Raw genomic sequence first — 23610 nt, forward strand, 5'->3', positions numbered from 1 at the left:
AGGCCGTCCAAAAGAAAACGCCCCTGCATGCAGGGGCGTCTTGCCAGGCGGGGAGGATCAGGCCGACTTCTTCAGGGCCTGGACCTTGTCCGTGGCTTCCCACGAGAACTCCGGCTCGGAACGGCCGAAGTGGCCATACGCGGCGGTCTTGGTGTAGATCGGGCGCAGCAGGTCCAGCATGTTGACGATGCCCTTCGGACGCAGGTCGAAGTGCTCGCGCACCAGCTTGGCGATCTGGTCGTCGGGAATGACGCCGGTGCCTTCGGTGTAGACGGTGATGTTGATCGGCTCGGCCACGCCAATGGCGTAGCTGACCTGCACCTGGCACTGGCGCGCCAGGCCGGCGGCCACGATGTTCTTGGCCACGTAGCGGGCGGCGTAGGCGGCCGAACGATCGACCTTGGACGGATCCTTGCCCGAGAACGCGCCGCCACCATGCGGGCAAGCGCCGCCGTAGGTGTCGACGATGATCTTGCGGCCGGTCAGGCCGCAATCGCCCTGCGGACCGCCGATGACGAAGCGGCCGGTCGGGTTGACCAGGAACTTGGTCTTGGGCGTGATCAGGCCTTCGGGGAAGCTGGGCTTGATGATGTCTTCGATGACCGCTTCGCGGATCGTCTCTTGCGTGACGTCCGGCGCGTGCTGGGTCGACAGCACCACCGTGTCGACTTCCGCTGGGCGGCCGTCGATATAGCGGAAGGTGACTTGCGACTTGGCGTCGGGGCGCAGCCACGGCAGACGACCGTCCTTGCGCAGTTCGCTCTGGCGCTGCACCAGGCGGTGCGCGTACCAGATCGGAGCCGGCATCAGGTCGGGCGTTTCGTCGCAGGCATAGCCGAACATCAGGCCCTGGTCGCCCGCGCCCTGGTTCAGGTAGTCTTCCGAGCTGCGATCCACGCCCTGGGCGATGTCGGGCGACTGCTTGTCGTAGGCGACCAGCACCGCGCAACCCTTGTAGTCGATGCCATACTCGGTGTTGTCGTAGCCGATGCGGCGGATCGTGTCGCGCGCGACCTGGATGTAATCGACGTTGGCGGTGGTGGTGATTTCACCGGCCAGCACGACCAGACCCGTGTTGCACAGGGTTTCCGCCGCCACGCGGGCGTTGGGGTCCTGGGTGAAGATGGCGTCCAGAATCGCGTCGGAAACCTGGTCGGCTACCTTGTCGGGGTGCCCTTCGGAAACGGATTCGGAAGTGAAGAGAAAGTCGTTATTGGCCACAGATGCGTCCTTTCGTGTCCGGTACACGGAGCATAGGTTCACGAGGCGCGTTGCACCCCGGACGGCATGGCATGCACTGATCTGGGCGCGACGCTTTAGCGGATTTGGCAAGCGACGCATGACGCGCCTGGACCTTGCCGTCGCCCCGCAAGTTGTCGGTTAACTCGGCGACCTGCCGATTTTAAGCGAAAATGCGGGTCTTATGCTTGTGCCGGGGGTGGGGTCTTTCCCCCGAGTACCGGTATTACCATGCCCGATATCACTCATTTGCCGCATGCTGCTCGCCCTGTTCCGCCTGTTCGCCGCCCTGCCCCTGCCCGTCGCGCACGCGCTGGGGCGCCTGCTCGGCCGCATTGCCTACGCCTTCCCGGGCAAGTACCGGCGCCGCCTGCGGGCCAACGCCACGCAGGCCGGCTACCCGGACGCGGCCTTCGCGCGCCGGGCGGCCGGCGAAGCCGGCGCCATGATCCTGGAAATGCCGCGAGTCTGGTTTCGCAATGAACAAAGCCTGGCCCAGGTCATCTCGGACGACAACGCGGTGGTGGAAGCCGCCCGCGCCGAAAACCGCGGCATCCTGTTCCTGACCCCGCACCTGGGCTGTTTCGAGATCACCGCGCGCTACCTGGCCCGCCTGATGCCCATGACCGTGATGTTCCGCCCGCCGCGCAAGGACATCCTGGCGCCGCTGCTGGAAACCGCGCGCAACAGTTCGGCCGTCAATGCCGTGCCCGCCACCATGCAAGGGGTGCGGGAATTCGTGCGCGCCCTGCGCCGCGGCGAATCGGTCGGCATGCTGCCGGACCAGGCGCCGGGCGTCGGCGACGGCGTCTGGGCGCCATTTTTCGGACGCATGGCCTACACCATGACCTTGCCCGGCAAGCTGGCCACCCAGACCGGCGTGCCGATCATCCTGACCGCCGGGGAACGCCTGCCGGGCGGCCGTGGCTGGCGCATCCACTACGTACGGGTGCCCGAGCCGCTGCCGGCGGACCCGCAGGCCCAGGCCGCGCTGCTCAACGCTGCCATGGAAACGCTGATCCGCCGCTGCCCGCAGCAGTATCTCTGGAGCTACAACCGCTACAAGACCCCGCGCGGCGCCCCGCCCGCGCCCGCCGAGGACACGGCCACCGCCTCCCGCTGACGCCGCCGCCCCGCCGCCGCCCTGGTCCCAAGCCCCACAATCCGCCCATGAACGAATCCAAAACGCGCACGCTGGTCAACCTGCTGAAATGGTTCGGCCGCATGCGGCCGTCCACGCGCCTGCGCATCGGCGCCGCGCTCGGCTGGCTGGCCATGCGCCTGGCCAAGTCGCGCACCCGCATCGTGCGCCGCAATCTCGAGCTGTGCTTTCCGGACCAGCCCGAGGAAGTGCGCGAACGCTGGGTGCGCGAACACTTCCGGGCGCTGGCCCAATCCATCGTCGACCGTGGCGTGCTGTGGTACGGCACGCCCGAAGCCATCAAGGACATGGTCACGCAGAGCGGCGCCGAACGCATCAACGACCTGACCGCCCAGGGCCGCTCGGTGATCCTGCTGGCGCCGCACTTCATCGGCCTGGACGCGGCCGCGACCCGGCTCACCATGGAAGTGCCAAGCGCGGCCACCATGTACACGCCGCAAAGCGATCCGCACATCGACGCGGTGGTGGCCGCCGGGCGCGCCCGCTTCAACGAGGTGTTCCTGGTCAGCCGCAAGGATGGGGTGCGCGAACTGATCCGCCACCTGCGCGCGCCGCGGCCGGTGTACTACCTGCCCGACATGGACTTCGGCCGCCAGGGCGCGGTGTTCGCGCCTTTCTTCGGCGTGCAGGCGGCGACACTGCTGGCCACCGCCCAGCTGGCCAAGAAATGGGACGCGGCGGTATTGCCAATCCTGGACTTCTGGAACCCCGAAACCGGTCGTTATCACGCGGAAGTCCTGCCGCCGCTGGAGAACTTCCCCGGCGACGACTCGCTGGAAGAGGCCACCGCGCGCCTGAACCGCGAACTGGAAGCCTGGGTGCGCCGCTGTCCCAGCCAGTACTACTGGGTGCACCGCCGCTTCAAGACCCGCCCGCCGGGCGAACCCAAGATCTACTGACCCGCATCCGAGTTCCCCCGGGGCCGCGCGAAAGCGGTTTCCCCGGCCAGAATGGGCGATAATCCCCCCATGAACTGGAACTTCACCAAAATGCACGGCGCGGGCAACGATTTCGTCGTCCTCGACGGGGTCCGCCAGGCCATCGAGATGACGCCCGAGCGCGCCCGCGCCCTGGGCGACCGTCACTTCGGCATCGGCGCCGACCAGATCCTGCTGGTCGAACGCGCCACCCGGCCCGACGCCGACTTCCGCTATCGCATCTTCAACGCCGATGGCAGCGAAGTCGAACACTGCGGCAACGGCGCGCGCTGCTTCGTGCGTTTCGTGCACGAACAGGGCCTGTCCGACCGCAACCCCCTGCGCGCCGAGATCGCCACCGGCATCCTGGTGCTGAACGAAGGCGACGACGAGCAGGTCACCGTCGACATGGGCAGCACCCGTTTCGACCCGGCCGCGTTGCCGTTCGACACCGCTGGCCTGGCCTCGCGCACCGAAGGCCAGGACACACTCTGGCAGTTGGAACTCGATGTGCCCGCCGGCCTGCCGCGCGGCGTGGCCCTGTCGGCCGTGGCCATCTCCAACCCGCACGCCGTGCAGGTGGTGGACAACGTCGACACCGCGCCCGTCGCCATCGTCGGCCCGCTGATCGAAAATCACCCGCGCTTCGCCCGCCGCGTCAACGCCGGCTTCATGCAGATCGTCGATCGCCACAACATCCGCCTGCGCGTGCACGAACGCGGCGCCGGCGAAACGCTGGCCTGCGGCACCGGCGCCTGCGCCGCCGTCGCCGCCGGCATCCGCCGCGGCCTGCTCGATTCCCCGGTGCGCGTGCAGACGCGCGGCGGCGTGCTGACCATCGCCTGGAATGGCGACCAGCTGCGCATGACCGGCCCCGCCGAATCCGTCTTCACGGGCCAGGTCGATATCGACAAGCTCGTCTTCTCCATGGCGCTGAACCGATAACCCCATGACCGATACCGCTTTCACCGCCCAGGACATCGCCACTTTCCTGCAGGAACACCCCGGCTTCTTCGACCAGCACGCCGACGTTTTCGCCACGCTGCAGGTGCCGCATCCGCACGGCTCGCGCGCCATCTCGCTGGGCGAACGCCAGATCCTCACACTGCGCGAACGCAATCGCGAACTCGAGTGGCGCCTGAACGAACTGGTGCGCAACGCCACCGCCAACGAAACCATCGGCGGCCACATTTCCAAGTGGTGCTGCCGCCTGTTGTCCGAACCGGACCCGCAGCGTGTGCCCGGCGAGATCGCCCTGGGCCTGGCCGAACAATTCGACCTGAACCACGTGGCGTTGCGCCTGTGGAACCTGCCCGAACTGCCCGAGACCGGCTACGGCGAACCCGTCAGCCAGGACGTGCGCACTTTCACCGACAGCCTGAAGACGCCCTATTGCGGCACCGACACGGCCTTCGAGGCGGTCGCCTGGCTGGACGCCAAGCCCAAATCGCTGGCGCTGGTGCCGCTGCGCCTGGAGGCCGACGGCGCCAGCGTCGGATTGCTGGTGCTGGGTTCGGACGACGCCGAACGCTTTACGCCCGAGATGGGCACCGCGTTCCTCGAATCCATCGGCCAGCTGGCCTCGGCCGCGCTGCACCGGTTGAACCCGGCCGCGCCCAAGGCGTAAGCGCACCATGAGTACGGGAGCCCCGGAACACGCCATGCAGGATCCGGCGCCGGACGCTCCCCTGCCCGATCCGATGGCCGCCTGGCTGCGCCATCTGGAAAGCAACCGCCGTTATTCTCCCCACACGCTGGACGGCTACCGGCGCGAACTGCGATTCCTGCATGCGCTGGCCGAACGCGCCAGACTGCCGCTCGACCAGCTCGGCAACGGCCACATCCGGCAATTCGTCGCACGACTGCACGCCCAGGGCCGCGGCCCGCGCAGCCTGGCCCGCACGCTGGCGGCCTGGCGCGGCTTCTACCAATGGTGGGCGCCCACCATCGGGCTGGCCGGCAATCCGGTGGCCGGCGTGCGCGCGCCCAAGGCGCCGCGCGGCCTGCCCAAGGCCTTGTCGGTGGAGCAGACCCAGGCCCTGCTCGACCGCGCGCCGGCAAAGGTCGCGACCGAGCCGGCCGCGCTGCGCGACCAGGCCATGTTCGAGTTGCTGTATTCCAGCGGCCTGCGCCTGTCGGAACTGGTCGGGCTGGATCTGCGCTACACACGCTCGGCCGACTACGAATCGCGCGGCTGGCTGAACCTGGACGAAGCCGAGGTCATCGTACTGGGCAAGGGCGGCAAACGCCGGTCGGTTCCGGTCGGCCAGGCCGCCCTGGCGGCGCTGCGGCGCTGGATCGAGGCGCGCCCGCAACTGGCGCCGCCGGCGGCGTCGGCGGACGACGCCGCCGCGCTGTTCCTGGGCGCGCGCGGTCGGCGCATCTCGCCGCGCGTCGTGCAACTGCAGCTGGCGCACATCGCGCAAGCCGCCGGCCTGCCAACCCACGTGCATCCGCACGTGCTGCGCCACAGCTTCGCCAGCCACGTGCTGCAATCGGCCCAGGACCTGCGCGCCGTGCAGGAAATGCTGGGCCACGCCAACATCTCCACCACCCAGATCTATACCCGGCTCGACTTCCAGCACCTGGCGCGCGCCTACGACCAGGCGCATCCTCGCGCCGGCCGCAAGTCCTGAGACCGGCGCGCGTTCAACCGCCCCCTGCCAGCATGCCGCCCAGCAGCAGCACGCCCAACGCCAGCACCGCCAGCGCGGCCAACGCTTCCACCGCGTAGCGCAGCCGCGCCGCCGCCGCGCTCGACAGGCGCGCGCCCAGCGCATCCGCCGCGCCCCCGGCCGCGACCGCCAGGCAGGCCAGCGCCGCCACGGTCAAGCCCGTGCCCAGGCCCATCGCCAGCGCCGAAGCCACGCCCGCCAGGAAAAACCCCTGCGACAGCGCGAATACCAGCACGATCAGCGCGCCACTGCACGGGCGCAGGCCCACGGCAAGAATGGCGGACACGGCGCGGCGCCAGTTCAACGGCCCCGCCATCTGCTCCGCCGGCGGCACGTGGGCATGGCCGCAGCCGCAGGCGTCGTCATGATGCGGGTGATCATGGCGGTGGTGCCCATGGACGTGTGCGGGTTCGTGGAGCGCCGGCTGAGCGCGTGGCGCGGCGGCCTGCACCGTGATCGCGCGCAGCGCCGCGGCGCCCTTCAATCCCGGCCCGCCGGCGACCGCCGGCGTCGCGGGCCGGGCCGGCGCAGCCGCGACACGCGCGGCGGACGACCGTCGCCGCCACAGCGGCCTGATCGCCTTGACCCACACCAGCCACGCCCCCAACAGCGTTACCAGCGCATACGACGCCAGCTCCAGCCAGCGTGTCGCCTGGTTCATGGAAGCCGCCGTGGCGTTGAACACCAGCGCCAGCACCGCCACCATCGAAATCGCCACCAAGGCCTGCACCAATGACGACAGCAACGCCAGCAGCGCGCCATTGCGGGCGGTCTGTCGATTGGCCAGCACATACGACGAAATCACCGCCTTGCCATGGCCCGGCCCCAGGGCATGGAACACGCCATAGGCGAACGACAGGCCGATCAGCAGCCAGCCGCCGCCATCGGCCTGCCAGGCGCGCACCGCCGCCGTGAGTTGGCGGTAGAAATGGGTCTGCCATGCCGACACCTGGCCGAAAAAGCCCGCCAGCCAGCCGGGACCGCCCAGGCCCGCGCCGCCGCTCTCGGGCACGCCGAAGGGATGCGCGCCCTGCGCCGCTGCCTCCCCTGCCCAGGCCAGCGCGACGAACAGGGCCAGCAGCCACGCGAGCGTGACGGTTGGCGGACGGCCGCGCGCTACGGGCATTGCACCTCGATACGATGCGTCAGGCCCTTGGTGATGGCGAAAAGCTCCTCGGGCAACGCCTCCGGATCGGCCGGGATCGCGGCCAACTGCTGCATGGTGTTCCAATCCAGTTCCTTGGGCTTGCGGTAAGCCTGCTTGCAGGCCGCCGCGCCAGGCCCTTCCAGCGCGACCGCCCCCTTTTCATCGAAGGCGTAGGCAACGAAGTACGTCGGATCGTAGATATCGACCTGCGCCCCCGCGGCGTCCGGCGCGACGGGTTCGGCCAGCGGCAACGTGAACGCCAGCGCCAACCGCCCGGTCTTCGGATTCCAGGTCACGCGCGCATCGCGCGGCGCGGCGAACGCCGCACTCTTGCCCGCCACGGTGACACGCGTGAAATAGTGCGACACCGGCTCGCCCAGCGCCTTCATCCAATCCTGCGCCATGCCCTTCAGGGTGTCGTCGGGCAGCGTGCCCCCCTTGCCCTTCTTGAGTCCCTGCGTGGCATAGGCGCCGAACATCTCATCGAACTGCCAGACCTGCCGCACCGCGGTGACCCGATGCTGTTCGTCCAGGTCGATCACCGCGCGGGCGTCGATCCACATATGGGGATGCGCGCTGGCGGCGGTGGCCGCCAGCGCGCCCGCCATGGCGCTCAGGGCTGCAAGGCCGCGGCGAGCTGACGTACGTTCCATTCAAACATTTCCAGATAGGTGGCGCCGGGCTGTCCGGGCTTGGACAGCGCATCGGAATACAGCGTACCACCCACCCTGGCGCCGGTTTCGCGCGCGATCTGCTGCACCAGGCGCGGGCTGGTGATGTTCTCGACAAACACCGCCGGCACCTTGTCGCGCTTGACCTGCTCGATGATGCGCGCGACGTCGCCAGCGGACGGCTCGGCCGCGGTCGAGATGCCCATCGCGGCGATGAAGTCCACGCCGTAGGCATCGCCGAAATAGCCAAAGGCATCGTGCGACGTGACCACCTTGCGGCGCTCGGCCGGAATCGCGGCGAAGGTCTTGCGCGCGGCGGCGTCGGCGGCCTGCAGCCGGGCGACATAGGCGTCGGCGCGCTTGCGGTAGGCATCGGCATGAGCCGGGTCGGCCGCGGCCAGGCCCTCGGCGACATTGCGCGCATAGATCACGCCGTTGGCCAGGTTCTGCCACGCGTGCGGATCGGCGTCGCCATGATGATGGTGACCGTCATCCGCGCCATGGGCATGGCCATGATCGTGGTCGTGGTGGTCGGCGCCATGGTCATGCTCCTTGTCGCCATGGCCGGCGAACTTGCGCGGCGTCACGCCCTGGGATGCCACCACGGTGGCCCCGTTGAAACCGGACGCCTTGACCAGTCGCGGCAACCAGGCCTCGAAGTCCAGGCCGTTGACGAACAGCACCTTGGCTGCCGCCAGCTTCTTGGCATCGCCTGGAGTGGGTTCGTATTCATGGGCGTCGCCGTCCGGCCCGACCAGGATGTCAAGCCGGACGTCATCGCCGCCGACCTCGCGCACGATGTCGCCGAGGATCGAGAAACTGGCCACGACCGGCAACGGTTCGGCGGCATGCGCCGCGCCAAAGGTCGCGGACAGCCACAAGCCGGCCGCCGCGAGCAAGGCGCGGCGGCGCGAAAGCGCCGGCAGAATGGAACGCATAGCGAATCTCCTTGAGGTTCAGGCCCGGCGCGATCGGCGCGGCGCCCGCAGCAGCCCGCCATGCGGGCCGCCAACGATGGAAAACAGATAACAGACACCCGCCGCCAGAATGATGGCGGGCGAGGCCGGCACGTTGAAGTGGTAGGACACCAGCAGGCCGACGATCGAGGCGGTCACGCCGATACCGGCGGCCAGGGGGATCTGGCCGGCCGCGGAGCGCATCCAGAATCGGGCGGCCGCGGCCGGCAGCATCATGATGCCGACCACCATCAGCGTGCCCAGCACCTGGAACCCGGCCACCAGGTTCACCACCACCAGCACCAGGAAGCTCATGTGCACCCAGCCGCCCCGGCCGCCGCTGGCGCGCAGGAAACCAGGGTCCAGGCACTCGGCCACCAGCAGGCGGTAGAGCCCGGCCAGCGCCAGCAGCGTGACGCTGGCGGTCGTCGTCACCAGCAACAGCGCATCGTCATCGAGCCCCAGCACCGTGCCGAACAGCACGTGCAGCAGGTCCATGTTGGAGCCGCGCAGCGACACCAGAAGAACCCCCAGGCCCAGCGAGATCAGGTAGAACGCGGCAAAACTGGCGTCTTCGCGCAACGGCGTGAGCCGAGCCACCAACCCTGCCAGCAGGGCCACGGCCAGCCCGGTGACGATACCGCCCAGCATCATGGCGCCGAGCGACAGGCCGGACAGCAGGAAGCCCGCCGCCACGCCCGGCAGGATGGCGTGCGACATGGCATCGCCCATCAGGCTCATGCGCCGCAGCACCAGGAATACGCCCAGCGGCGCCGCGCCCAGGGAAAGGGCGCTGGCGCCGGCCAGCGCGCGCCGCATGAAACCGTAGTCGAGAAAGGGCGCCACGGCCCATTGCAGCGCCGTCATGCGAAGGCCCTCGTATGCCATTGGCGCGCCGTTCTCAGGTGCGTCTCGCTCAGCGCCATCCCGGTCTCGCCCCAGGCCACCACCGAACCGGACAGAAGCAGGCATTGCGGAAAGCGATCGCGCACCAGGTCCAGGTCATGCAACACGGCGATGACCGAGCGTCCCTGCCCATGCAGGTCGCAAAGCAGGGCCATCAATTCGTCGGCGGTATGGCTATCGACGGCGGTGAACGGTTCGTCCAGCATCAGCACGGGCGCATCCTGAACCAACATGCGGGCAAAAAGCGTGCGCTGCATCTGGCCACCGGACAGCGTGTCGATGCCGCGGCCGGCCATGTCCGCCAGGCCCACGGTCTCCAGCGCGTGCATGCAGCGGTCGATTTCCTCGCGACCGTAGCGGCGCCAGCTGCCGACCCGGCGCCAGGCGCCCAGCGCCACCAGGTCCAGGACCTTGGCGGGAAAGGCGCGGTCGAGTTCGGCGGCCTGCGGCAGCCAGGCCAATTCGGACCGCCCCGCGCCACCGATGGTGACGCTGCCGGCCATGGGCCGCAGCACTCCCATGATTCCCTTGATCAGCGTCGACTTGCCGGCGCCGTTGGGGCCCACCACGGCTGTCATCGCGCCGGGCTCGAAACGGCCCGAGATGCCGCGCAGGGCCGTATGCCCGTGCCAGCCGAAGGACGCATTGCACAGTTCGATGGCGACCGGCGCGGCCTTCATCGCGGCCACCAGTCCAGCGCCCAGCCGGTCAACGCCCACAGGGCAGCGGCTGCGGCCACCGCATAGGCCATGCGGCGCCAAGCGGAAGCGAGGAAGGCGGAACGGAAGGAAGTGCACGGGTCCGGGGCATTGCCGCGGTGCGGGGGTAGAAGCGAAGAGCGGGACATGGAAACGGCAAGCAGCAAAAACTGGAAAATGGCGCCGGCTGATTGAGCATATTATGTTATATCATAACCAATAAACTGGGATCGGTTGGTTTTGCCCGTAGCCAGTTGTTTTCTGCTACCTTCCTGACATCTCGCGCGTCGCGCGCGTCCCTATTCAGATGAAGCCCGCCATGCCTGCTCCACCCCGTTCCCCCCGCAGTGACACCGTAGGTGCCCAACTCAGCGTCGCTGAAGCGCTGTGCGAACAGCGCGGCCGGCGCCTGACGCCCATCCGCCGCAAGGTGCTCGAGCTGCTGCTACGCCACGGCCGCAGTCTCAAGGCCTACGAGTTGCTCGACGCCATGCGCGAAGTGCACCCTGGCGCCGCGCCTCCCACGGTCTACCGCGCCCTCGACTTCCTGATGGACGAAGGCCTGATCCACCGCCTGGATGCCGTCAACGCCTGGAGCGCCTGCCACGACGTCGGCGGCGCGCCGCACGACCTGCTGGTGGTCTGTACCGCGTGCGGCGCGGTCGCCGAGATATCCGATCCCGCCATGAGTCGTCAACTGGCCGAACGCGTGGCCCAGACCGGCTATGTGCTGGCCACCCACGAGACCGAGATCCGGGCCCTCTGCCCGCAGTGCCAGAAGAAGCAGCCCGCGGACGCCGGGCATCATCACCACCATCACTGACAGGGCCTGTCCCTGCCCGCTGCCGGACCCGCCACAGGCGATCAGGCAGCGGGGGCCGACGCCTCGCTCGTCGCGCGCTTTCCATCCGGCCCTTGAAATCCGGAAAATTGCCCCAAAATAGTGATATCGCCCGATACTTGACGGCGTACAGCCGCGATCTGGGCGGCTACGGCCCCCGGGTTGGCCCGGGGTTTGCCCCCCGCCCCCGACTGTGCTGTAATCCTGCGTCCGGCCGCGATAGGCGGCCCTCGCAGCCTGTGGCAGTAACATCGGTCGAGCGATGTCTGGCAGGCACTCGGCACCCACTGCCGGCCGCCAGACCCAGCGCTTGACCGCCGTGTTTAACCGCCTTTACTTCACGCAAGCAGCTTCGCCATGAACACCCCGCGCAGTTTGGACAAAATGGTTCCCGTCACCATCCTCACCGGCTTTCTCGGTGCGGGCAAGACCACCCTGCTCAAACGCATCCTGACCGAATTCCACGGCCGTCGCGTCGCCGTCATCGAAAACGAATTCGGACCGGAAAGCATCGACAACGACCTGCTGGTCCAGGACAGCGATGAAGAAATCATCGAGCTGTCCAACGGCTGCGTCTGCTGCACGGTGCGCGGCGACCTGATGCGCACCCTGTCCGACCTGCGCGCCAAGCGCGAGGCCGGCGCCCTGAATTTCGAACGCGTCATCCTGGAAACCACCGGCATGGCCAACCCCGGCCCGGTGTGCCAGACGTTCTTCATGGACGACGACATCGCCGAGTACTACCGCCTGGACGCGGTGGTCACGGTGGTCGACGCCAAGCACGGCATGGCGACGCTGGACGAACAACCCGAAGCGCAGAAGCAGGTCGGCTTCGCGGACCGCATCCTGATCTCCAAGAAGGACCTGGTCAACGACGTCGACTACGAAGCGCTGCGCAACCGCCTGCTGCGGATGAACCCGCGCGCGCCCATCACGCCGGTCAACTTCGGCGACGCCGACCTGAAGTCGATCATCGACATCAGCGGCTTCAACCTGAATTCCATTCTGGACATCGACCCGGACTTCCTGGCCGATGAGCATCCCGATGCCGCCCACAGCCATGCCCACGGGCACGGCCACGATCATGATCACGGCCACGACCACCACGGTCACGACCATGACCACGATCACGACGGCGAATGCGGGGCGCACTGCAATCACGCGCATCATCACCACCCCAAGCACGACGACGAGATCGGCGCCTTCGTGTTCCGCTCCAACAAGCCGTTCGATCCTGCCCGCCTCGAGGAATTCCTGGGCGGCGTGGTGCAGGTCTATGGCCCGGACCTGTTGCGTTACAAGGGCATCCTGTACATGAAGGGCATCAACCGCCGCATGTTGTTCCAGGGTGTGCACATGATGATGGGCGCCGAACCCGGCAAACCGTGGACCGCGGCCGAAAAGCCGTCCACCAAGATGGTCTTCATCGGCCGCAAGCTGCCCCAGGAGATTTTCACCCGGGGCTTGGAGCAGTGCCTGGCGGGGTAATCCCCTTTTTGGATACGTGACGCGGTGCGACGAAGGCAGTACTGTGAGGGTACGAATAGCGTAGGCAGCAAACACGGACCGGGAAGACAAGCCCGCGCCAGGATCGATTCATAGTGGAGTGTTTTCATGGCTACCAAGGCAGCAACCAAAAAATCAAGCAAGTCGACGAGCGATACGGCGATTGATCTGCCCAGCGAGAAGGAATTGCTGGCCATGCCCGAGTCCGACTACATGAACGAACGCCAACTGGCGTTCTTCAAGGAACGGCTCAAACAACTCGAACAGGACATCCTGGCCAACGCCGGCGAAACCACCGAGCACCTGCGTGAAACGCAGTTCGTGCCCGATCCCGCCGACCGCGCCACCATCGAGGAAGAACACGCCCTCGAGCTGCGCACCCGCGATCGCGAACGCAAGCTGCTCAAGAAGGTGCAACAGTCCATCGCCCGCATCGACAGCGGCGAATACGGCTGGTGCGAGGAAACCGGCGAACCCATCGGCATCCCGCGCCTGCTGGCCCGCCCCACCGCCACCCTGTCGCTGGAAGCGCAGGAACGGCGCGAAATGCGGCAGAAGCTGTACGGCGACTGATCCGTCCCGTTATTCAAGCGCCACATCGAAAGGCTATGCTGGTTTCCAGCATGGCCTTTTTTTCATTGCCGGGCCGCCTCATGCCAAGAATGCCCCTCTCACCGGGAAAGGCAGCCGGCAGAAGGCGCGGCGTGGGCGCCTCCATTCTTCCTCGGCCCGCAAGCCTTGATTTCGTTCGCTTCGCCCCCAGCTAGTCCTTTCAAAGGAAGGAACGCATGGAACAATTTCACGCCACCACCATCGTGTGTGTGCGCCGCGGCAACCGCGTCGCACTGGGCGGCGATGGCCAGGTCACCCTGGGCAACATCGTCATCAAAGGCACGGCGCGCAAGATCCGCCGCCTGTACCACGACAAGATCCTGGCCGGCTTCGCCGGCGCCACCGCCGACGCATTCACGCTGCAGGAGCGTTTCGAGGCCAAGCTCGAAAAGCACCAGGGCAACCTGATGCGCGCGGCCGTCGAACTGACCCGCGACTGGCGCACCGACCGCGTCCTGCGCCGGCTCGAAGCCATGCTGATCGTGGCCGACGCCGAGCACACGCTGGTGCTGACCGGCAACGGCGACGTGCTCGAACCCGAGCACGGCCTGGCCGCCATCGGCTCGGGCGGGGCCTATGCCCAGTCCGCCGCGCTGGCGCTGCTGCGCAATACCGACCTGGCGCCCGAGACCATCGTCAAGCAATCGCTCGAGATCGCCGGCGACCTCTGCATCTACACCAACCAGAACCACGTCATCGAGACGCTGGGCGACTGACGCGCGCCTCGCGGCGCCCACCCGGCGCCGCGGCCCGTCCTCCCAGCATCGCCCCGCTTCAAGGATCCGCCCTCATGTCCGCCTCCAACATGACGCCCGGAGAGATCGTCTCCGAACTCGACAAGTACATCGTCGGCCAGAACCGCGCCAAGCGCGCGGTGGCGGTGGCCCTGCGCAACCGCTGGCGCCGCCAGCAGGTGGCCGAGCCGCTGCGCCACGAGATCCACCCCAAGAACATCCTGATGATCGGCCCCACCGGCGTGGGCAAGACCGAGATCGCGCGCCGCCTGGCCAAGCTGGCCAACGCGCCGTTCATCAAAATCGAGGCCACCAAGTTCACCGAGGTGGGCTACGTCGGCCGCGACGTCGACACCATCATCCGCGACCTGACCGAATACTCGATCAAGCAGACCCGCGAGCTGGAAATGCGCCGCGTGCGCACCCAGGCCGAGGACGCCGCCGAAGACCGCATCCTCGACGCCCTGGTGCCGCCGCCCCGCGGCGCCTCGGGCGAGCCCGAGCGCGGTGAAGACAACAGCGCTCGCCAGACCTTCCGCAAGCGCCTGCGCGAAGGCAAGATCGACGATCTTGAGATCGAAATCGAAGTGGCCCAGGCCGCGCCGCAGATGGACGTCATGACGCCCCCAGGCATGGAAGAAATGGCCGAGCAACTGCGCGGCATGTTCGCCGGCCTGGCGCGCGACAAGAAGAAGTCCAAGAAGATGAAGGTGCGCGAAGCCTTCAAGCTGATCGTCGACGAGGAAGCCGCCAAGCGCATCAACGAGGAAGACCTGCGCACCGTCGCCATCAACAACGTCGAGCAGAACGGCATCGTGTTCCTGGACGAGATCGACAAGATCGCGGCGCGCCAGGAAAGCGGCGGCGCCGACGTTTCGCGCCAGGGCGTGCAGCGCGACCTGCTGCCGCTGGTCGAGGGCACCACCGTCAACACGCGCTACGGCATGGTCCGCACCGACCACATCCTGTTCATCGCCTCGGGCGCCTTCCACCTGGCGCGCCCGTCCGACCTGATTCCCGAGCTGCAGGGCCGCTTCCCGATCCGCGTCGAACTGGAATCGCTGACGGCCGAGGACTTCGTGCGCATCCTGGGCGATACCGACGCCTCGCTGACCAAGCAATACACGGCGCTGCTGGCCACCGAGGACGTGCAGCTGGAATTCACCGACGAAGGCGTGCGCCGCCTGGCCGAACTGGCCTACGAGGTCAACGAGACCACCGAGAACATCGGCGCCCGCCGCCTCTACACCGTGATGGAAAAGCTGCTGGACGAACTGTCGTTCGACGCCACCGCCTCCAGCAACAAGACGGTGAAGATCGACGCCGCCTACGTCAACGCGCAGTTGGCCGAAGCCGCCAGCAGCCAGGACCTGGCCCGCTACGTGCTGTAAGGTCCGCGCCCCGGCCCTGGTCGGCGGCACAGACACGAAGGCCCGCCGCAAGCGATTGCGGTGGGCCTTTTGCTTTTGCGTTGGGACTCGATATCGGCGCCTGCGGCAGCGATGGCGCTTCCCGTGCCAGGCGAGCGCCATATCGGCGCGCGCGGCGCCCGTTCAATTGGTGATCGAGGTCACCACGTACTTGCCATCCTTGCGCTCGGCGGTGAAACGCACCTTGTCGCCGGCCTTGATCTTGGCCAGCAGCGCCGGATCGGCGTCGTACACCAGCGTCATGGCCGGCAGGTCGAGCGCCTTGATGGCGTCGTGCTTGATGGTGACCTTGCCCGCGCCCGGGTCCACGCGCCGCACTTCGCCGCTGGCGTCGGCCTGCTGCGCGAACGCCAGCGGCGTGGCCAGCGACACAACGGCCATCGCGGTGGCCACGGCCATGGGCGTGGTGTATTTGCGATTGAAAGCCATGCTCTATCCTCCGATTGCCATGAAAGCGCCGCGCCGGTCTTGCCGCGCGCCCGCTTTCCACAATGCTAGGATACCGCCCTTGTGCAATAGTTTCCCCGTAATAACGCAACAATCCTGACGGTTGTTTGCAAAGGACATCTCATGGCCAACCGCCTTTCAGTCATTGCCACCCGCACCGGCGACGACGGCAGCACCGGGCTGGGGGACGGGTCGCGCGTGCCCAAGGACGCGGCCCGCATCGCCGCGCTGGGCGATGTAGACGACTTGAACAGCGTCATCGGCCTGCTGCTCACCGAACCCATGCCGGCGGACGTCGCTGCCGATCTGCTCACGATCCAACACGATTTGTTCGATATGGGCGCCGAATTGTGCATCCCCGGCCACGTCGCGCTGGCCGATGCCCAGGTTGCGCACCTGGATGCGCGGCTGGCGCATTACAACGCGGCCCTGCCGCCCCTGCGCGAGTTCATCCTCCCCGGCGGCTCGCGCGCGGCCGCGCAGGCCCATCTAGCGCGCACCGCCTGCCGCCGCGCCGAGCGTGCGGTGGTGGCGCTGGCGCGCGAGGAAGCGGTGAACGCGCCGGTGCGGCAATATCTGAACCGTCTGTCGGACCTGATGTTCGTGCTGGCGCGCTACCTGAACCGCGAAGCAGGCCGGCCCGACGTGTTCTGGACCAGCCGCGTGTCGCGCCAGGCCACGGAATGAGAGATGCCCCCCAGCCGCGCCTGCGGCTTGCTGCCTTCAAGGGGACGCTTTCATCTTGAGGATGCCTCGGCGCTGAAAAGAAAAATGCCCCTTCGCGGGGCATTTTCCTTGTTGGCGTCGAGACGGCAGGAGCCTTAGTTGGGCACGCCAGCCGCATGCGCCTGCTCATCGGCGTGGTACGACGAACGCACCATGGCGCCCACCGCCGCATGCGAGAAGCCCATCGCATAGGCCTCGCGCTCGAACATCGCGAAGGTGTCGGGATGCACGTAGCGCAGCACCGGCAGGTGGTGTTCCGACGGCTGCAGGTATTGGCCGATGGTGAGCATGTCGACGTTGTGTTCGCGCATGTCGCGCATCACCTGCAGGATTTCCTCGTCGGTCTCGCCAAGGCCGAGCATCAGGCCCGACTTGGTCGGCACGTTCGGATGCAGCTTCTTGAACTCGGCCAGCAGCTTGAGCGAGTGCATGTAGTCCGAACCCGGGCGGGCCTGCTTGTACAGGCGCGGCACGGTTTCCAGGTTGTGATTCATGACGTCCGGGGGACCGGCGTTCAGGATGGTCAGGGCGCGGTCCAGGCGGCCGCGGAAGTCCGGCACCAGCACCTCGATGCGGGTGGTGGGCGACAGTTCGCGGATGTGGGTGATGCAGTCGACGAAGTGGCCGGCGCCGCCGTCGCGCAGGTCGTCGCGGTCGACCGAGGTGATCACCACGTACGACAGCTTCATCGCGGCGATGGTGCGCGCGAGGTTTTCCGGTTCCTTGGTGTCGAGCGGGTCGGGGCGGCCATGGCCCACGTCACAGAACGGGCAGCGGCGGGTGCACTTGTCGCCCATGATCATGAACGTGGCCGTGCCCTTGCCGAAGCATTCGCCGATGTTCGGGCAGGACGCTTCTTCGCACACCGTGTGCAGGTTGTGCTCGCGCAGGATGCGCTTGATGTCGTAGAAGCGCGAACCCGGCTGGGCCGCCTTGACGCGGATCCATTCCGGCTTCTTCAGGCGTTCGGCCGGGATGATCTTGATCGGGATGCGCGCCGTCTTGGCCTGGGATTTCTGTTTCTGCGTCGGATCGTACGCCGTTTCCGCGGACGCGGCGGCGGCTTCGTTCGAGGGCACAGACGACTCGGCAAGCGTGGACATGGAACACCTTCACGACCGGCGCGCGCGGCGTTGCGGTCTGGGACAAAAGAAGACATTTTACCCCCTGCGCCCGAATCCGCCCCGAATGGCCCGGCGCCGGGCCGCGCCGGGTTATCGTCACGCCTGATGAATCCGTGCCGCCTGCCCCATGTCGACCTTGCCGCTCCCCCGCCCCATCGCCCTGATCGCCCCCCGGCTGGACGCCGGACCGGCCGCCCGCGCCGTGCAAGCCTGCGCCGAACGGCTGGCGCCTGCCGGCTACTACTTGGCCGCCGCTCCGTGGCGTGACGCGGCCCTGCTGCCGCTGCTGACTCCGTTGGCGCCGGCCGCCGCGCTGGTGATCGGCCCGCTGGACGATCCGCAGCTGCGCGCGGCCGTGGCGGCGCTGGAAATCCCGGTAGTGGAAACCTGGAGTCCGCCGGCCGCCCCGCTGGACAGCCTGATCACGGTCGACAATGCCGAAGCCGGCCGGCAGGCGGCCCGCCATTTCGCCGAAAAAGGCCACGCCCGCATCGCCTGCGTCAGCGCCGACACCCCGTGGGAGCGCGCCCGCCGCGAGGGCTTCATCGGCAGCGCGGCCGCGCTCGGGCTGGATCTGGTCGCCGACATCGTGCAACCCGAGGCGCAGCAACTGAACGATGGCCGCATGGCGTTTCTGCGCCTGCTGGCCACCAATACGATCTTCGATGCGGTGTTCTGCACGTCGGACGTGCTGGCCGCCGCCACGGTGTCGGAGGCCCACAACCGCGACTTGCAGGTGCCGCAGGACCTGGCGGTGCTGGGATTCACCGAGGACGGCAGCGCGCCGCAATGGGTTCAGGGCCTGACGACGCTGGGACTGGACGCGGCCGAGCTGGGCCGCCGCGCGGGCCAGTTGCTGCTGGACCGGCTCGATGGCGAACAGCCGGCCGGCACGCGCCTGACGCTGGACATTGTGTTCGATGCGCGCCTGAGCACATAGCGCGCGGACCGGGATGATGGACGAAGCCACGTTGGCACAAAGAGGAGTGCCTCGTACCGGGCCTGGCGCCTAGGGCGTGGCCCCGCCCGCGCCTTTCAGGCGCCGGTTTCGTACAGCGCGGGAAAGCCGCAGTCGCGCAGCATCGCGTCGGCTTCACGCAGGAAGGCCGGCGTGGAGGTCTCGGGCACGCGCGCCAGCCACTGCACCGCCTCTTCCTTGCGGCCGCGCAGCAGCAGCATGCGGCCCAGGTGGAACATGCCGCGGAAGTCGCCGCCCTCGGCGCAGCGCTGGTAGCAGTCGAACGCGCGCTCCAGGTCCTGCTCGACCACGTCACCCGCTTCGTAGAAGCGGCCCACCACGCCGATGGATTTGACGTGTCCGGCCTGCGCGGCCTGCTGGTACAGCGCCAGCGCCGCGGCGCGGTTCCGCGCCACGCCCCCGCGGCCGCTCTTGAGCATGTGGGCGTAGTTGTACATGCCCCAGTCCAGCCCGTGATCCGCGGCCAGCCGGAACCAGTAGGCCGCCACGGTATCGTCCGCCGCGACGCCCCAGCCGTTCTCGTAGCAGCGGCCGATCATGTTCATGGCCATCACGTGATCGGCGTTGGCGGCGCGCTTGAACCAGGCCAATCCTTCGGCCTGGTCCTGGGGCACCCCGACGCCGTCGAGCAGCATCTGGCCGAAAATGGTCTGGGCCTCGACCAGGCCCATTTCGGCCGCCGTGCGAATCCAGGCGGCGTATTGCGGCGCCGGCCCGGCGCGCAGGCCGGCCAACGCTTCAGGGGTGGTCGCGGCCACCTCGGCCGGGGTATAGCTTGTCTTCATGCGGGTGTCCTTGCCTGGCGCCACAAGCGGGCCAGGTTGCGCGCCAGCGCGTCGCCCACTTCCGTGGGCTCGCGCCGCACGCTACAGGACGCCATGTCGACCGTGCGCAGGCCGGCGTACCCGCAAGGATTGATGCCCAGGAACGGCGCCAGGTCCATCGCCACGTTCAGCGACACGCCGTGATAGGCGCGGCCGTTGCGGATCTTGATGCCCAGCGCGGCAATCTTGGCCAGATCGCCGCCCTCGGGATGCGCCACGTACACGCCCGGCGCGCCCGCCTTGCGGCAGGCGCCGGGCAGGCCCATCTCGTCAAGCGTGTCGATCACCGCCGATTCCAGCAGGGCCACGTACTCCTTCACGTACATGTCGACGCGGCGCAGGTCGAACAGCGCGTAGGCCATCACCTGGCCGGGGCCATGGTAAGTGACCTGGCCGCCGCGGTCGCAATGGACGATGGGGATGGCGCCGGGGTTGAGCACGTGCTCGGGCAGGCCCGCCTGGCCCAGCGTGTAGACCGGGGCGTGCTCGCACAGCCAGATTTCATCGGGCGTTTCGGCCGACCGCTGGTCGGTGTACGCCTGCATGTCCCGCCACACGGACAGGTAGTCCGCGGGCCGCGCGAGCCACTTGATCACAACCGCCGGCCCTACAGGACGATCGACACCATCGGGTGGCCGTGCAAGGCCTGATACAGGCTGTCGAGCTGCTCGCGCGAGGTGGCGCGCACCGTGAAGGTCAGGCCCATGTAGTTGCCGCCCTTGCTGGGCCGCATCTCGACCGTGGCGGCATCGAAACCCGGGTCGAAGCGCAGCACGACTTCGGTCAGCGTCTGCGCGAAGTCGGGATGGTGCTTGCCCATGACCTTGATGGGAAAGTCACTGGGGTACTCGATGAGGGATTCTTCGGGCGGAATATGCATGATGGATGGCCTGGGGCGTCAAACTATCTATATGGGGGCAGGCATCGTGCAGGCAAGGCCCGCCGCCGGCGCGGGGGGCCGCCAGGGCCGCCCCGCGTGGCCGTTCTAGAGCGCGGCGATGCGGGCATCATAACCCGCGCGCAATTGCGCAAAAACGGGGCCAGGCTTGCCCGAACCCACCGGCCGGCCGTCCAGCGACACGATAGCCAGCACTTCCTTGGTGGCCGAAGACAGCATCAGTTCATCGGCCTGGGCGACCTCGTCCTGGGTGATGCGGCGCGCCTCGAACGGGATGCCGGCTTCGGCGGCCAGCTCGCCCATCAGGCCGTAGCGGATGCCTTCCAGGATCAGGTTGTTCTTGGGCGGGGCCAACAGCTTGCCGCCGGAGACCACCCAGATGTTGGTGGACGAACCCTCCGTGAGAAAACCGTCGCGGAACTGCAGCACCTCGTCGACATGGGCATCGACCGCCTGCTGCTTGGCCAGCACGTTGCCCAGCAGCGACACCGACTTGATCTCGCAGTGCAGCCAGCGCTCGTCGGGGATGGTGATGGCGGACAGACCCTGCGCGCGGGCCGCGGCCGACGGCGGCGCCCAGGCCGAGACCATGCCGAACACCGTCGGCTTGACCGGCTCGGCCGGGAACTGGTGGTCGCGCTTGGCCACGCCGCGCGTGACCTGCAGGTAGACGATGCAGGTGTCCAGGTTCGAGCGCGCCAGCAGCTGCTCGATCAGGTCGATCCAGCCCGCGCGGTCGAACGGCTGGGCGATGCGCAGGGCCGCGAGGCTGCGGTCCAGGCGGTCCAGGTGTTCAGCCATGCGGAAGGCATTGCCGCGGTAGACAGGCACCACTTCGTAGATGCCGTCGCCGAAAATGAAGCCGCGATCGAGCACCGAGATCTTGGCCTCGTCGATACGCACAAACTCGCCATTGAGAAACACCTGGCTTTCGCCCGGCACGCCCGGAATCATGAGCCGCTCCTGAGAATCAAATGGATAGGGACGGGCCACCCGGCCCGCCCCTTCTTGGTGAAGCTTACACCCGCGACCGCGCCAGTGGCGCGTCCGCTTACTGGAACCAGCGCTTGACGGTGTCGACCATGCGGCCGAAGAAGCCGGCGCGTTCGACGGCGTCCTGCACCACCAGCGGCTCGGTGCGCAACACCTTGCCGTCCAGCGTGAACTGCAGCGTGCCGACCTGCTGGCCCTTGGCCAGCGGCGCGATCAGCGGATCGGTGCGCTGCGCCACGGGCTTGAGGTCGCCGGCCTTGCCGCGCGGGACCGCGATCGAGACCGGGTTGGGCGGACCGAGCTTGACGTTCTCGGCCGTGCCTTCCCAGACGCGGGCGTCGATGCCGGGCTGGCTCTTGTCGAACAGCTTGACCGTGTCGAAGTTCTGGAAGCTCCAGTTCAGCAGCTTCAGGCTTTCCTCGGCGCGCGTGGCTTCGCTGTCGGTGCCCACCACCACCACCAGGATGCGGCGGTCGCCGCGCACCGCGGTCGACACCAGGCAGTAGCCGGCCGAATCGGTGTGGCCGGTCTTCATGCCGTCGACCGAGGGATCGGCCCACAGCAGGCGGTTGCGGTTGGGCTGGGTGATCTTGTTGTAGGTAAAGCTCTTCTGCTTGTAGTAGTGGAAGAACTGCGGGTGATCGGTGATCAGGTGCGCCGACAGCGTGGCCAGGTCGCGCGTGGACGTCATGTGCTGCGGATCGGGCAGGCCCGTGGCGTTCATGAAGTGGGTGTTGCGCATGCCCAGGCGCTCGGCTTCCTGGTTCATGAGCGAGGCAAACGCGGTTTCGCTGCCGCCGACCGCTTCGGCCAGCGCGACCGAGGCGTCGTTGCCCGACTGCACGATCATGCCCTGGTTCAGCTCATCGACAGTAACGGGCTTGCGCGGCTCGATGAACATGCGCGAACCGCCGGTGCGCCAGGCGTGCTCCGACACGGGCACGGTCTGCTCCAGCGTCAGGCGCTTTTCCTCGAGCGCATTGAACACGACATAGGCCGTCATGATCTTGGTGAGCGAAGCCGGCTCGACCTTCATGTCGGGGTTCGACGCCGCCAGGGTCTGGCCGCTGTTCACGTCGATCACGATCCAGGCCTTGGCCGCGATGGTGGGCGCCGGCACCGCCGACACGTCGCCCACCGGCACCACGCCCGTTGCCGACGGCGCGGGAGCCGTGGCGCCCGCGGCCGCCGGCGCCGCGGCCGGCGCCTGCTGGGCCCAGGCCGGCAGCGAGGTCGCGAGCATCGCCGACAGCACCGCGCCGGCCAGGGCGCGGCGGGCAAAGACAACGGGGGAAGGGGTGGAGTGAGACAAATTCTTCATCGGCAACGTGGGTCCAGGAAAGACGCCCGCCGGCGCGGGGCAAGTGGCTGACAATTATAGGCAGTCGATGAGACCCGTCCGGCCCGGGATGGGTTCCTCGGCCATTTAAAACATGCAACTTGATGCAACGCGGCGCGTTGCGCGGCGCTCAGTCAAGCTTGACCTTCAGGTGCGCCTGCACCAGCTGGCGCAGCACCAGTAGCTTGCCGTGGAAAAAGTGCGATGCGCCGGGAATCACCACCACCGGGATCGAGCGCGGACGGGCCCAGTCCATGGCCTCGGACAGCGGCACCACCTCGTCCTCTTCGCCATGCACCATCAGCGTGTCGCCCGGCACCTGCACCTCGTGCGACTGGAAGCGGTTGACGGCGGGGCCCATCAGCATCAGCGCGCTGGGCAGCACCGCATCGCCCTGGTCGGCCAGTGCGGCATAGGTCTGCGCGGCGACCGCGGTGCCGAAGGAAAAACCGGCCAGCACCCACGGCGCGGACGCCAGTTCCGGATGGCGCTCGCGCATCTGCGCGACCACCGCCAGCATGTCCTGGGTCTCGCCCACGGATTTGTCGAATTCGCCTTCGGACAGCCCGACGCCGCGGAAGTTGGGCCGCACCGCCACCAGGCCATGCTGGACGCAGGCGCGCGACAGCGTGGTCACCACCTTGTTCTCGCGCGCGCCGCCCTGCAGCGGGTGCGGATGCAGCACCAGGGCCCAGCCCCGCGGTGTGCCGTCAGGCCAATCCACGGCGCAGTCGATGCGGCCGGCGGCTCCGGTAAAGGCGTGGGTTTCAGTGCTTGCGGGCATGT

General features: G+C 67.9%; 26 protein-coding genes. 12 read left to right on the plus strand and 14 right to left on the minus strand.

The annotated features are described in order from the left end of the window. Positions 1 to 57 precede the first annotated feature (57 nt). Positions 58 to 1221: a methionine adenosyltransferase gene (gene metK, locus ABFG95_RS13790; RefSeq protein WP_049077057.1), complete on the minus strand. Its 1164-nt coding sequence runs from the start codon at positions 1219 to 1221 to the stop codon at positions 58 to 60. 274 nt (positions 1222 to 1495) lie between these two features. Here metK and ABFG95_RS13795 point away from each other — a divergent pair, with 274 nt between their 5' ends. From ABFG95_RS13795 to xerC, 5 genes are read left to right on the plus strand one after another with little or no spacing between them, the layout of a single operon-like run. Beyond that, a complete protein-coding gene (locus ABFG95_RS13795; RefSeq protein WP_059272825.1) occupies positions 1496 to 2362 on the plus strand; it encodes a lysophospholipid acyltransferase family protein in 867 nt (288 codons plus the stop codon). A 47-nt stretch (positions 2363 to 2409) separates the two neighbouring features. Beyond that, entirely contained in the window at positions 2410 to 3300 is an 891-nt protein-coding gene (locus ABFG95_RS13800; protein WP_049077062.1) for a lysophospholipid acyltransferase family protein, read from the plus strand. A gap of 51 nt (positions 3301 to 3351) precedes the next feature. Further along, a complete protein-coding gene (dapF, locus tag ABFG95_RS13805; RefSeq protein WP_278989905.1) occupies positions 3352 to 4263 on the plus strand; it encodes a diaminopimelate epimerase in 912 nt (303 codons plus the stop codon). 4 nt (positions 4264 to 4267) lie between these two features. Continuing rightward, positions 4268 to 4945, plus strand: a complete 678-nt coding sequence (locus tag ABFG95_RS13810) for a DUF484 family protein (protein WP_049077067.1) — start codon at positions 4268 to 4270, stop codon at positions 4943 to 4945. A gap of 34 nt (positions 4946 to 4979) precedes the next feature. After that, complete coding sequence (gene xerC, locus ABFG95_RS13815) at positions 4980 to 5954, plus strand: tyrosine recombinase XerC (protein ID WP_278989954.1); 975 nt, start codon at positions 4980 to 4982, stop codon at positions 5952 to 5954. A gap of 13 nt (positions 5955 to 5967) precedes the next feature. Here the strand turns inward: xerC and ABFG95_RS13820 are convergent, their stop codons facing one another. The 5 genes from ABFG95_RS13820 to ABFG95_RS13840 are packed head-to-tail and all read right to left on the minus strand — an operon-like array spanning position 5968 to position 10353. Beyond that, entirely contained in the window at positions 5968 to 7119 is a 1152-nt protein-coding gene (locus ABFG95_RS13820; protein WP_278989908.1) for a nickel transporter, read from the minus strand. Further along, on the minus strand, positions 7110 to 7793 hold the full coding sequence (locus ABFG95_RS13825; protein WP_049077073.1) for a DUF1007 family protein: 684 nt from the start codon (positions 7791 to 7793) through the stop codon (positions 7110 to 7112). The genes ABFG95_RS13820 and ABFG95_RS13825 overlap by 10 nt, the downstream gene beginning before the upstream one ends. Next, positions 7754 to 8749 (minus strand): metal ABC transporter substrate-binding protein, encoded by a 996-nt coding sequence (locus ABFG95_RS13830; protein ID WP_175144638.1) that lies wholly within the window; start codon positions 8747 to 8749, stop codon positions 7754 to 7756. Before ABFG95_RS13830 ends, ABFG95_RS13825 begins: the two co-directional genes overlap by 40 nt. Positions 8750 to 8767: 18 nt before the next feature. Then, a complete protein-coding gene (locus ABFG95_RS13835) occupies positions 8768 to 9634 on the minus strand; it encodes a metal ABC transporter permease (RefSeq protein ID WP_175144637.1) in 867 nt (288 codons plus the stop codon). After that, positions 9631 to 10353, minus strand: a complete 723-nt coding sequence (locus ABFG95_RS13840) for an ABC transporter ATP-binding protein (protein ID WP_059272831.1) — start codon at positions 10351 to 10353, stop codon at positions 9631 to 9633. The genes ABFG95_RS13835 and ABFG95_RS13840 overlap by 4 nt, the downstream gene beginning before the upstream one ends. 337 nt (positions 10354 to 10690) lie before the next feature. On the opposite strand from ABFG95_RS13840, the gene ABFG95_RS13845 reads away from it, so the two are divergent. The 5 genes from ABFG95_RS13845 to hslU all read left to right on the plus strand — a co-directional run bounded on the left by ABFG95_RS13845 (position 10691) and on the right by hslU (position 15455). After that, positions 10691 to 11194 (plus strand): Fur family transcriptional regulator, encoded by a 504-nt coding sequence (locus tag ABFG95_RS13845; RefSeq protein ID WP_063581460.1) that lies wholly within the window; start codon positions 10691 to 10693, stop codon positions 11192 to 11194. Between the two features lie 375 nt (positions 11195 to 11569). Further along, complete coding sequence (locus tag ABFG95_RS13850; RefSeq protein ID WP_049077083.1) at positions 11570 to 12700, plus strand: GTP-binding protein; 1131 nt, start codon at positions 11570 to 11572, stop codon at positions 12698 to 12700. 126 nt (positions 12701 to 12826) lie between these two features. After that, positions 12827 to 13291 carry an RNA polymerase-binding protein DksA gene (gene dksA, locus ABFG95_RS13855; RefSeq protein ID WP_006389752.1) on the plus strand — a complete coding sequence of 155 codons (465 nt, stop codon included), beginning with the start codon at positions 12827 to 12829 and terminating at the stop codon, positions 13289 to 13291. Positions 13292 to 13506: 215 nt separating this feature from the next. After that, on the plus strand, positions 13507 to 14046 hold the full coding sequence (hslV, locus tag ABFG95_RS13860) for an ATP-dependent protease subunit HslV (RefSeq protein WP_006391917.1): 540 nt from the start codon (positions 13507 to 13509) through the stop codon (positions 14044 to 14046). A gap of 74 nt (positions 14047 to 14120) precedes the next feature. Then, positions 14121 to 15455, plus strand: coding sequence for an ATP-dependent protease ATPase subunit HslU (gene hslU / locus ABFG95_RS13865; RefSeq protein ID WP_049077084.1), 1335 nt, complete (start codon positions 14121 to 14123; stop codon positions 15453 to 15455). A gap of 162 nt (positions 15456 to 15617) precedes the next feature. Here the strand turns inward: hslU and ABFG95_RS13870 are convergent, their stop codons facing one another. Then, positions 15618 to 15923, minus strand: coding sequence for a copper-binding protein (locus ABFG95_RS13870; protein WP_049077086.1), 306 nt, complete (start codon positions 15921 to 15923; stop codon positions 15618 to 15620). Between the two features lie 141 nt (positions 15924 to 16064). On the opposite strand from ABFG95_RS13870, the gene ABFG95_RS13875 reads away from it, so the two are divergent. Continuing rightward, positions 16065 to 16628 (plus strand): cob(I)yrinic acid a,c-diamide adenosyltransferase, encoded by a 564-nt coding sequence (locus ABFG95_RS13875; RefSeq protein ID WP_059272834.1) that lies wholly within the window; start codon positions 16065 to 16067, stop codon positions 16626 to 16628. Positions 16629 to 16762: 134 nt separating this feature from the next. Here ABFG95_RS13875 and lipA read toward each other — a convergent pair whose 3' ends face one another. Further along, positions 16763 to 17770, minus strand: a complete 1008-nt coding sequence (gene lipA / locus ABFG95_RS13880; RefSeq protein WP_278989912.1) for a lipoyl synthase — start codon at positions 17768 to 17770, stop codon at positions 16763 to 16765. Between the two features lie 148 nt (positions 17771 to 17918). Between lipA and ABFG95_RS13885 the strand changes: the two genes are divergently transcribed. Further along, a complete protein-coding gene (locus tag ABFG95_RS13885; RefSeq protein WP_278989914.1) occupies positions 17919 to 18731 on the plus strand; it encodes a substrate-binding domain-containing protein in 813 nt (270 codons plus the stop codon). 95 nt (positions 18732 to 18826) lie between these two features. Here ABFG95_RS13885 and ABFG95_RS13890 read toward each other — a convergent pair whose 3' ends face one another. The 6 genes from ABFG95_RS13890 to ABFG95_RS13915 form a co-directional block, all read right to left on the minus strand. Then, complete coding sequence (locus ABFG95_RS13890; protein ID WP_278989916.1) at positions 18827 to 19555, minus strand: tetratricopeptide repeat protein; 729 nt, start codon at positions 19553 to 19555, stop codon at positions 18827 to 18829. Beyond that, positions 19552 to 20190, minus strand: coding sequence for a lipoyl(octanoyl) transferase LipB (gene lipB, locus ABFG95_RS13895; RefSeq protein ID WP_049077122.1), 639 nt, complete (start codon positions 20188 to 20190; stop codon positions 19552 to 19554). Before lipB ends, ABFG95_RS13890 begins: the two co-directional genes overlap by 4 nt. An 11-nt stretch (positions 20191 to 20201) precedes the next feature. Further along, positions 20202 to 20474 (minus strand): YbeD family protein, encoded by a 273-nt coding sequence (locus ABFG95_RS13900; protein WP_047993153.1) that lies wholly within the window; start codon positions 20472 to 20474, stop codon positions 20202 to 20204. A gap of 105 nt (positions 20475 to 20579) precedes the next feature. Further along, positions 20580 to 21446 carry a D-amino acid aminotransferase gene (locus ABFG95_RS13905; protein WP_049077123.1) on the minus strand — a complete coding sequence of 289 codons (867 nt, stop codon included), beginning with the start codon at positions 21444 to 21446 and terminating at the stop codon, positions 20580 to 20582. Between the two features lie 97 nt (positions 21447 to 21543). Then, the gene (locus ABFG95_RS13910) at positions 21544 to 22806 is read right to left on the minus strand and encodes a D-alanyl-D-alanine carboxypeptidase family protein (RefSeq protein WP_100508966.1); all 1263 of its coding nucleotides are present in this window, start codon (positions 22804 to 22806) and stop codon (positions 21544 to 21546) included. Between the two features lie 148 nt (positions 22807 to 22954). Then, a complete protein-coding gene (locus ABFG95_RS13915) occupies positions 22955 to 23608 on the minus strand; it encodes an alpha/beta family hydrolase (protein ID WP_049077126.1) in 654 nt (217 codons plus the stop codon). Positions 23609 to 23610 lie beyond the last annotated feature (2 nt).

Source organism: Achromobacter sp. HNDS-1, assembly GCF_040084795.1.
Lineage (GTDB): Bacteria > Pseudomonadota > Gammaproteobacteria > Burkholderiales > Burkholderiaceae_B > Achromobacter > Achromobacter ruhlandii.

Bases quoted from the DNA above. Each gene is read 5' to 3' on its own strand.
- ABFG95_RS13900 (WP_047993153.1), bottom strand. From the start codon at position 20,474: ATGCATATTCCGCCCGAAGAATCCCTCATCGAGTACCCCAGTGACTTT.
- ABFG95_RS13890 (WP_278989916.1), bottom strand. From the start codon at position 19,555: ATGAAGACAAGCTATACCCCGGCCGAGGTGGCCGCGACCACCCCTGAA.
- hslU (WP_049077084.1), top strand. From the start codon at position 14,121: ATGTCCGCCTCCAACATGACGCCCGGAGAGATCGTCTCCGAACTCGAC.
- ABFG95_RS13840 (WP_059272831.1), bottom strand. From the start codon at position 10,353: ATGAAGGCCGCGCCGGTCGCCATCGAACTGTGCAATGCGTCCTTCGGC.
- dapF (WP_278989905.1), top strand. From the start codon at position 3,352: ATGGGCGATAATCCCCCCATGAACTGGAACTTCACCAAAATGCACGGC.
- ABFG95_RS13875 (WP_059272834.1), top strand. From the start codon at position 16,065: ATGGCCAACCGCCTTTCAGTCATTGCCACCCGCACCGGCGACGACGGC.
- ABFG95_RS13910 (WP_100508966.1), bottom strand. From the start codon at position 22,806: ATGAAGAATTTGTCTCACTCCACCCCTTCCCCCGTTGTCTTTGCCCGC.
- ABFG95_RS13795 (WP_059272825.1), top strand. From the start codon at position 1,496: ATGCTGCTCGCCCTGTTCCGCCTGTTCGCCGCCCTGCCCCTGCCCGTC.
- ABFG95_RS13830 (WP_175144638.1), bottom strand. From the start codon at position 8,749: ATGCGTTCCATTCTGCCGGCGCTTTCGCGCCGCCGCGCCTTGCTCGCG.
- xerC (WP_278989954.1), top strand. From the start codon at position 4,980: ATGCAGGATCCGGCGCCGGACGCTCCCCTGCCCGATCCGATGGCCGCC.
- ABFG95_RS13845 (WP_063581460.1), top strand. From the start codon at position 10,691: ATGCCTGCTCCACCCCGTTCCCCCCGCAGTGACACCGTAGGTGCCCAA.
- ABFG95_RS13810 (WP_049077067.1), top strand. From the start codon at position 4,268: ATGACCGATACCGCTTTCACCGCCCAGGACATCGCCACTTTCCTGCAG.
- ABFG95_RS13915 (WP_049077126.1), bottom strand. From the start codon at position 23,608: ATGCCCGCAAGCACTGAAACCCACGCCTTTACCGGAGCCGCCGGCCGC.
- ABFG95_RS13835 (WP_175144637.1), bottom strand. From the start codon at position 9,634: ATGACGGCGCTGCAATGGGCCGTGGCGCCCTTTCTCGACTACGGTTTC.
- ABFG95_RS13825 (WP_049077073.1), bottom strand. From the start codon at position 7,793: ATGGAACGTACGTCAGCTCGCCGCGGCCTTGCAGCCCTGAGCGCCATG.
- ABFG95_RS13820 (WP_278989908.1), bottom strand. From the start codon at position 7,119: ATGCCCGTAGCGCGCGGCCGTCCGCCAACCGTCACGCTCGCGTGGCTG.
- hslV (WP_006391917.1), top strand. From the start codon at position 13,507: ATGGAACAATTTCACGCCACCACCATCGTGTGTGTGCGCCGCGGCAAC.
- ABFG95_RS13870 (WP_049077086.1), bottom strand. From the start codon at position 15,923: ATGGCTTTCAATCGCAAATACACCACGCCCATGGCCGTGGCCACCGCG.
- ABFG95_RS13850 (WP_049077083.1), top strand. From the start codon at position 11,570: ATGAACACCCCGCGCAGTTTGGACAAAATGGTTCCCGTCACCATCCTC.
- ABFG95_RS13905 (WP_049077123.1), bottom strand. From the start codon at position 21,446: ATGATTCCGGGCGTGCCGGGCGAAAGCCAGGTGTTTCTCAATGGCGAG.
- ABFG95_RS13885 (WP_278989914.1), top strand. From the start codon at position 17,919: ATGTCGACCTTGCCGCTCCCCCGCCCCATCGCCCTGATCGCCCCCCGG.
- lipA (WP_278989912.1), bottom strand. From the start codon at position 17,770: ATGTCCACGCTTGCCGAGTCGTCTGTGCCCTCGAACGAAGCCGCCGCC.
- dksA (WP_006389752.1), top strand. From the start codon at position 12,827: ATGGCTACCAAGGCAGCAACCAAAAAATCAAGCAAGTCGACGAGCGAT.
- ABFG95_RS13800 (WP_049077062.1), top strand. From the start codon at position 2,410: ATGAACGAATCCAAAACGCGCACGCTGGTCAACCTGCTGAAATGGTTC.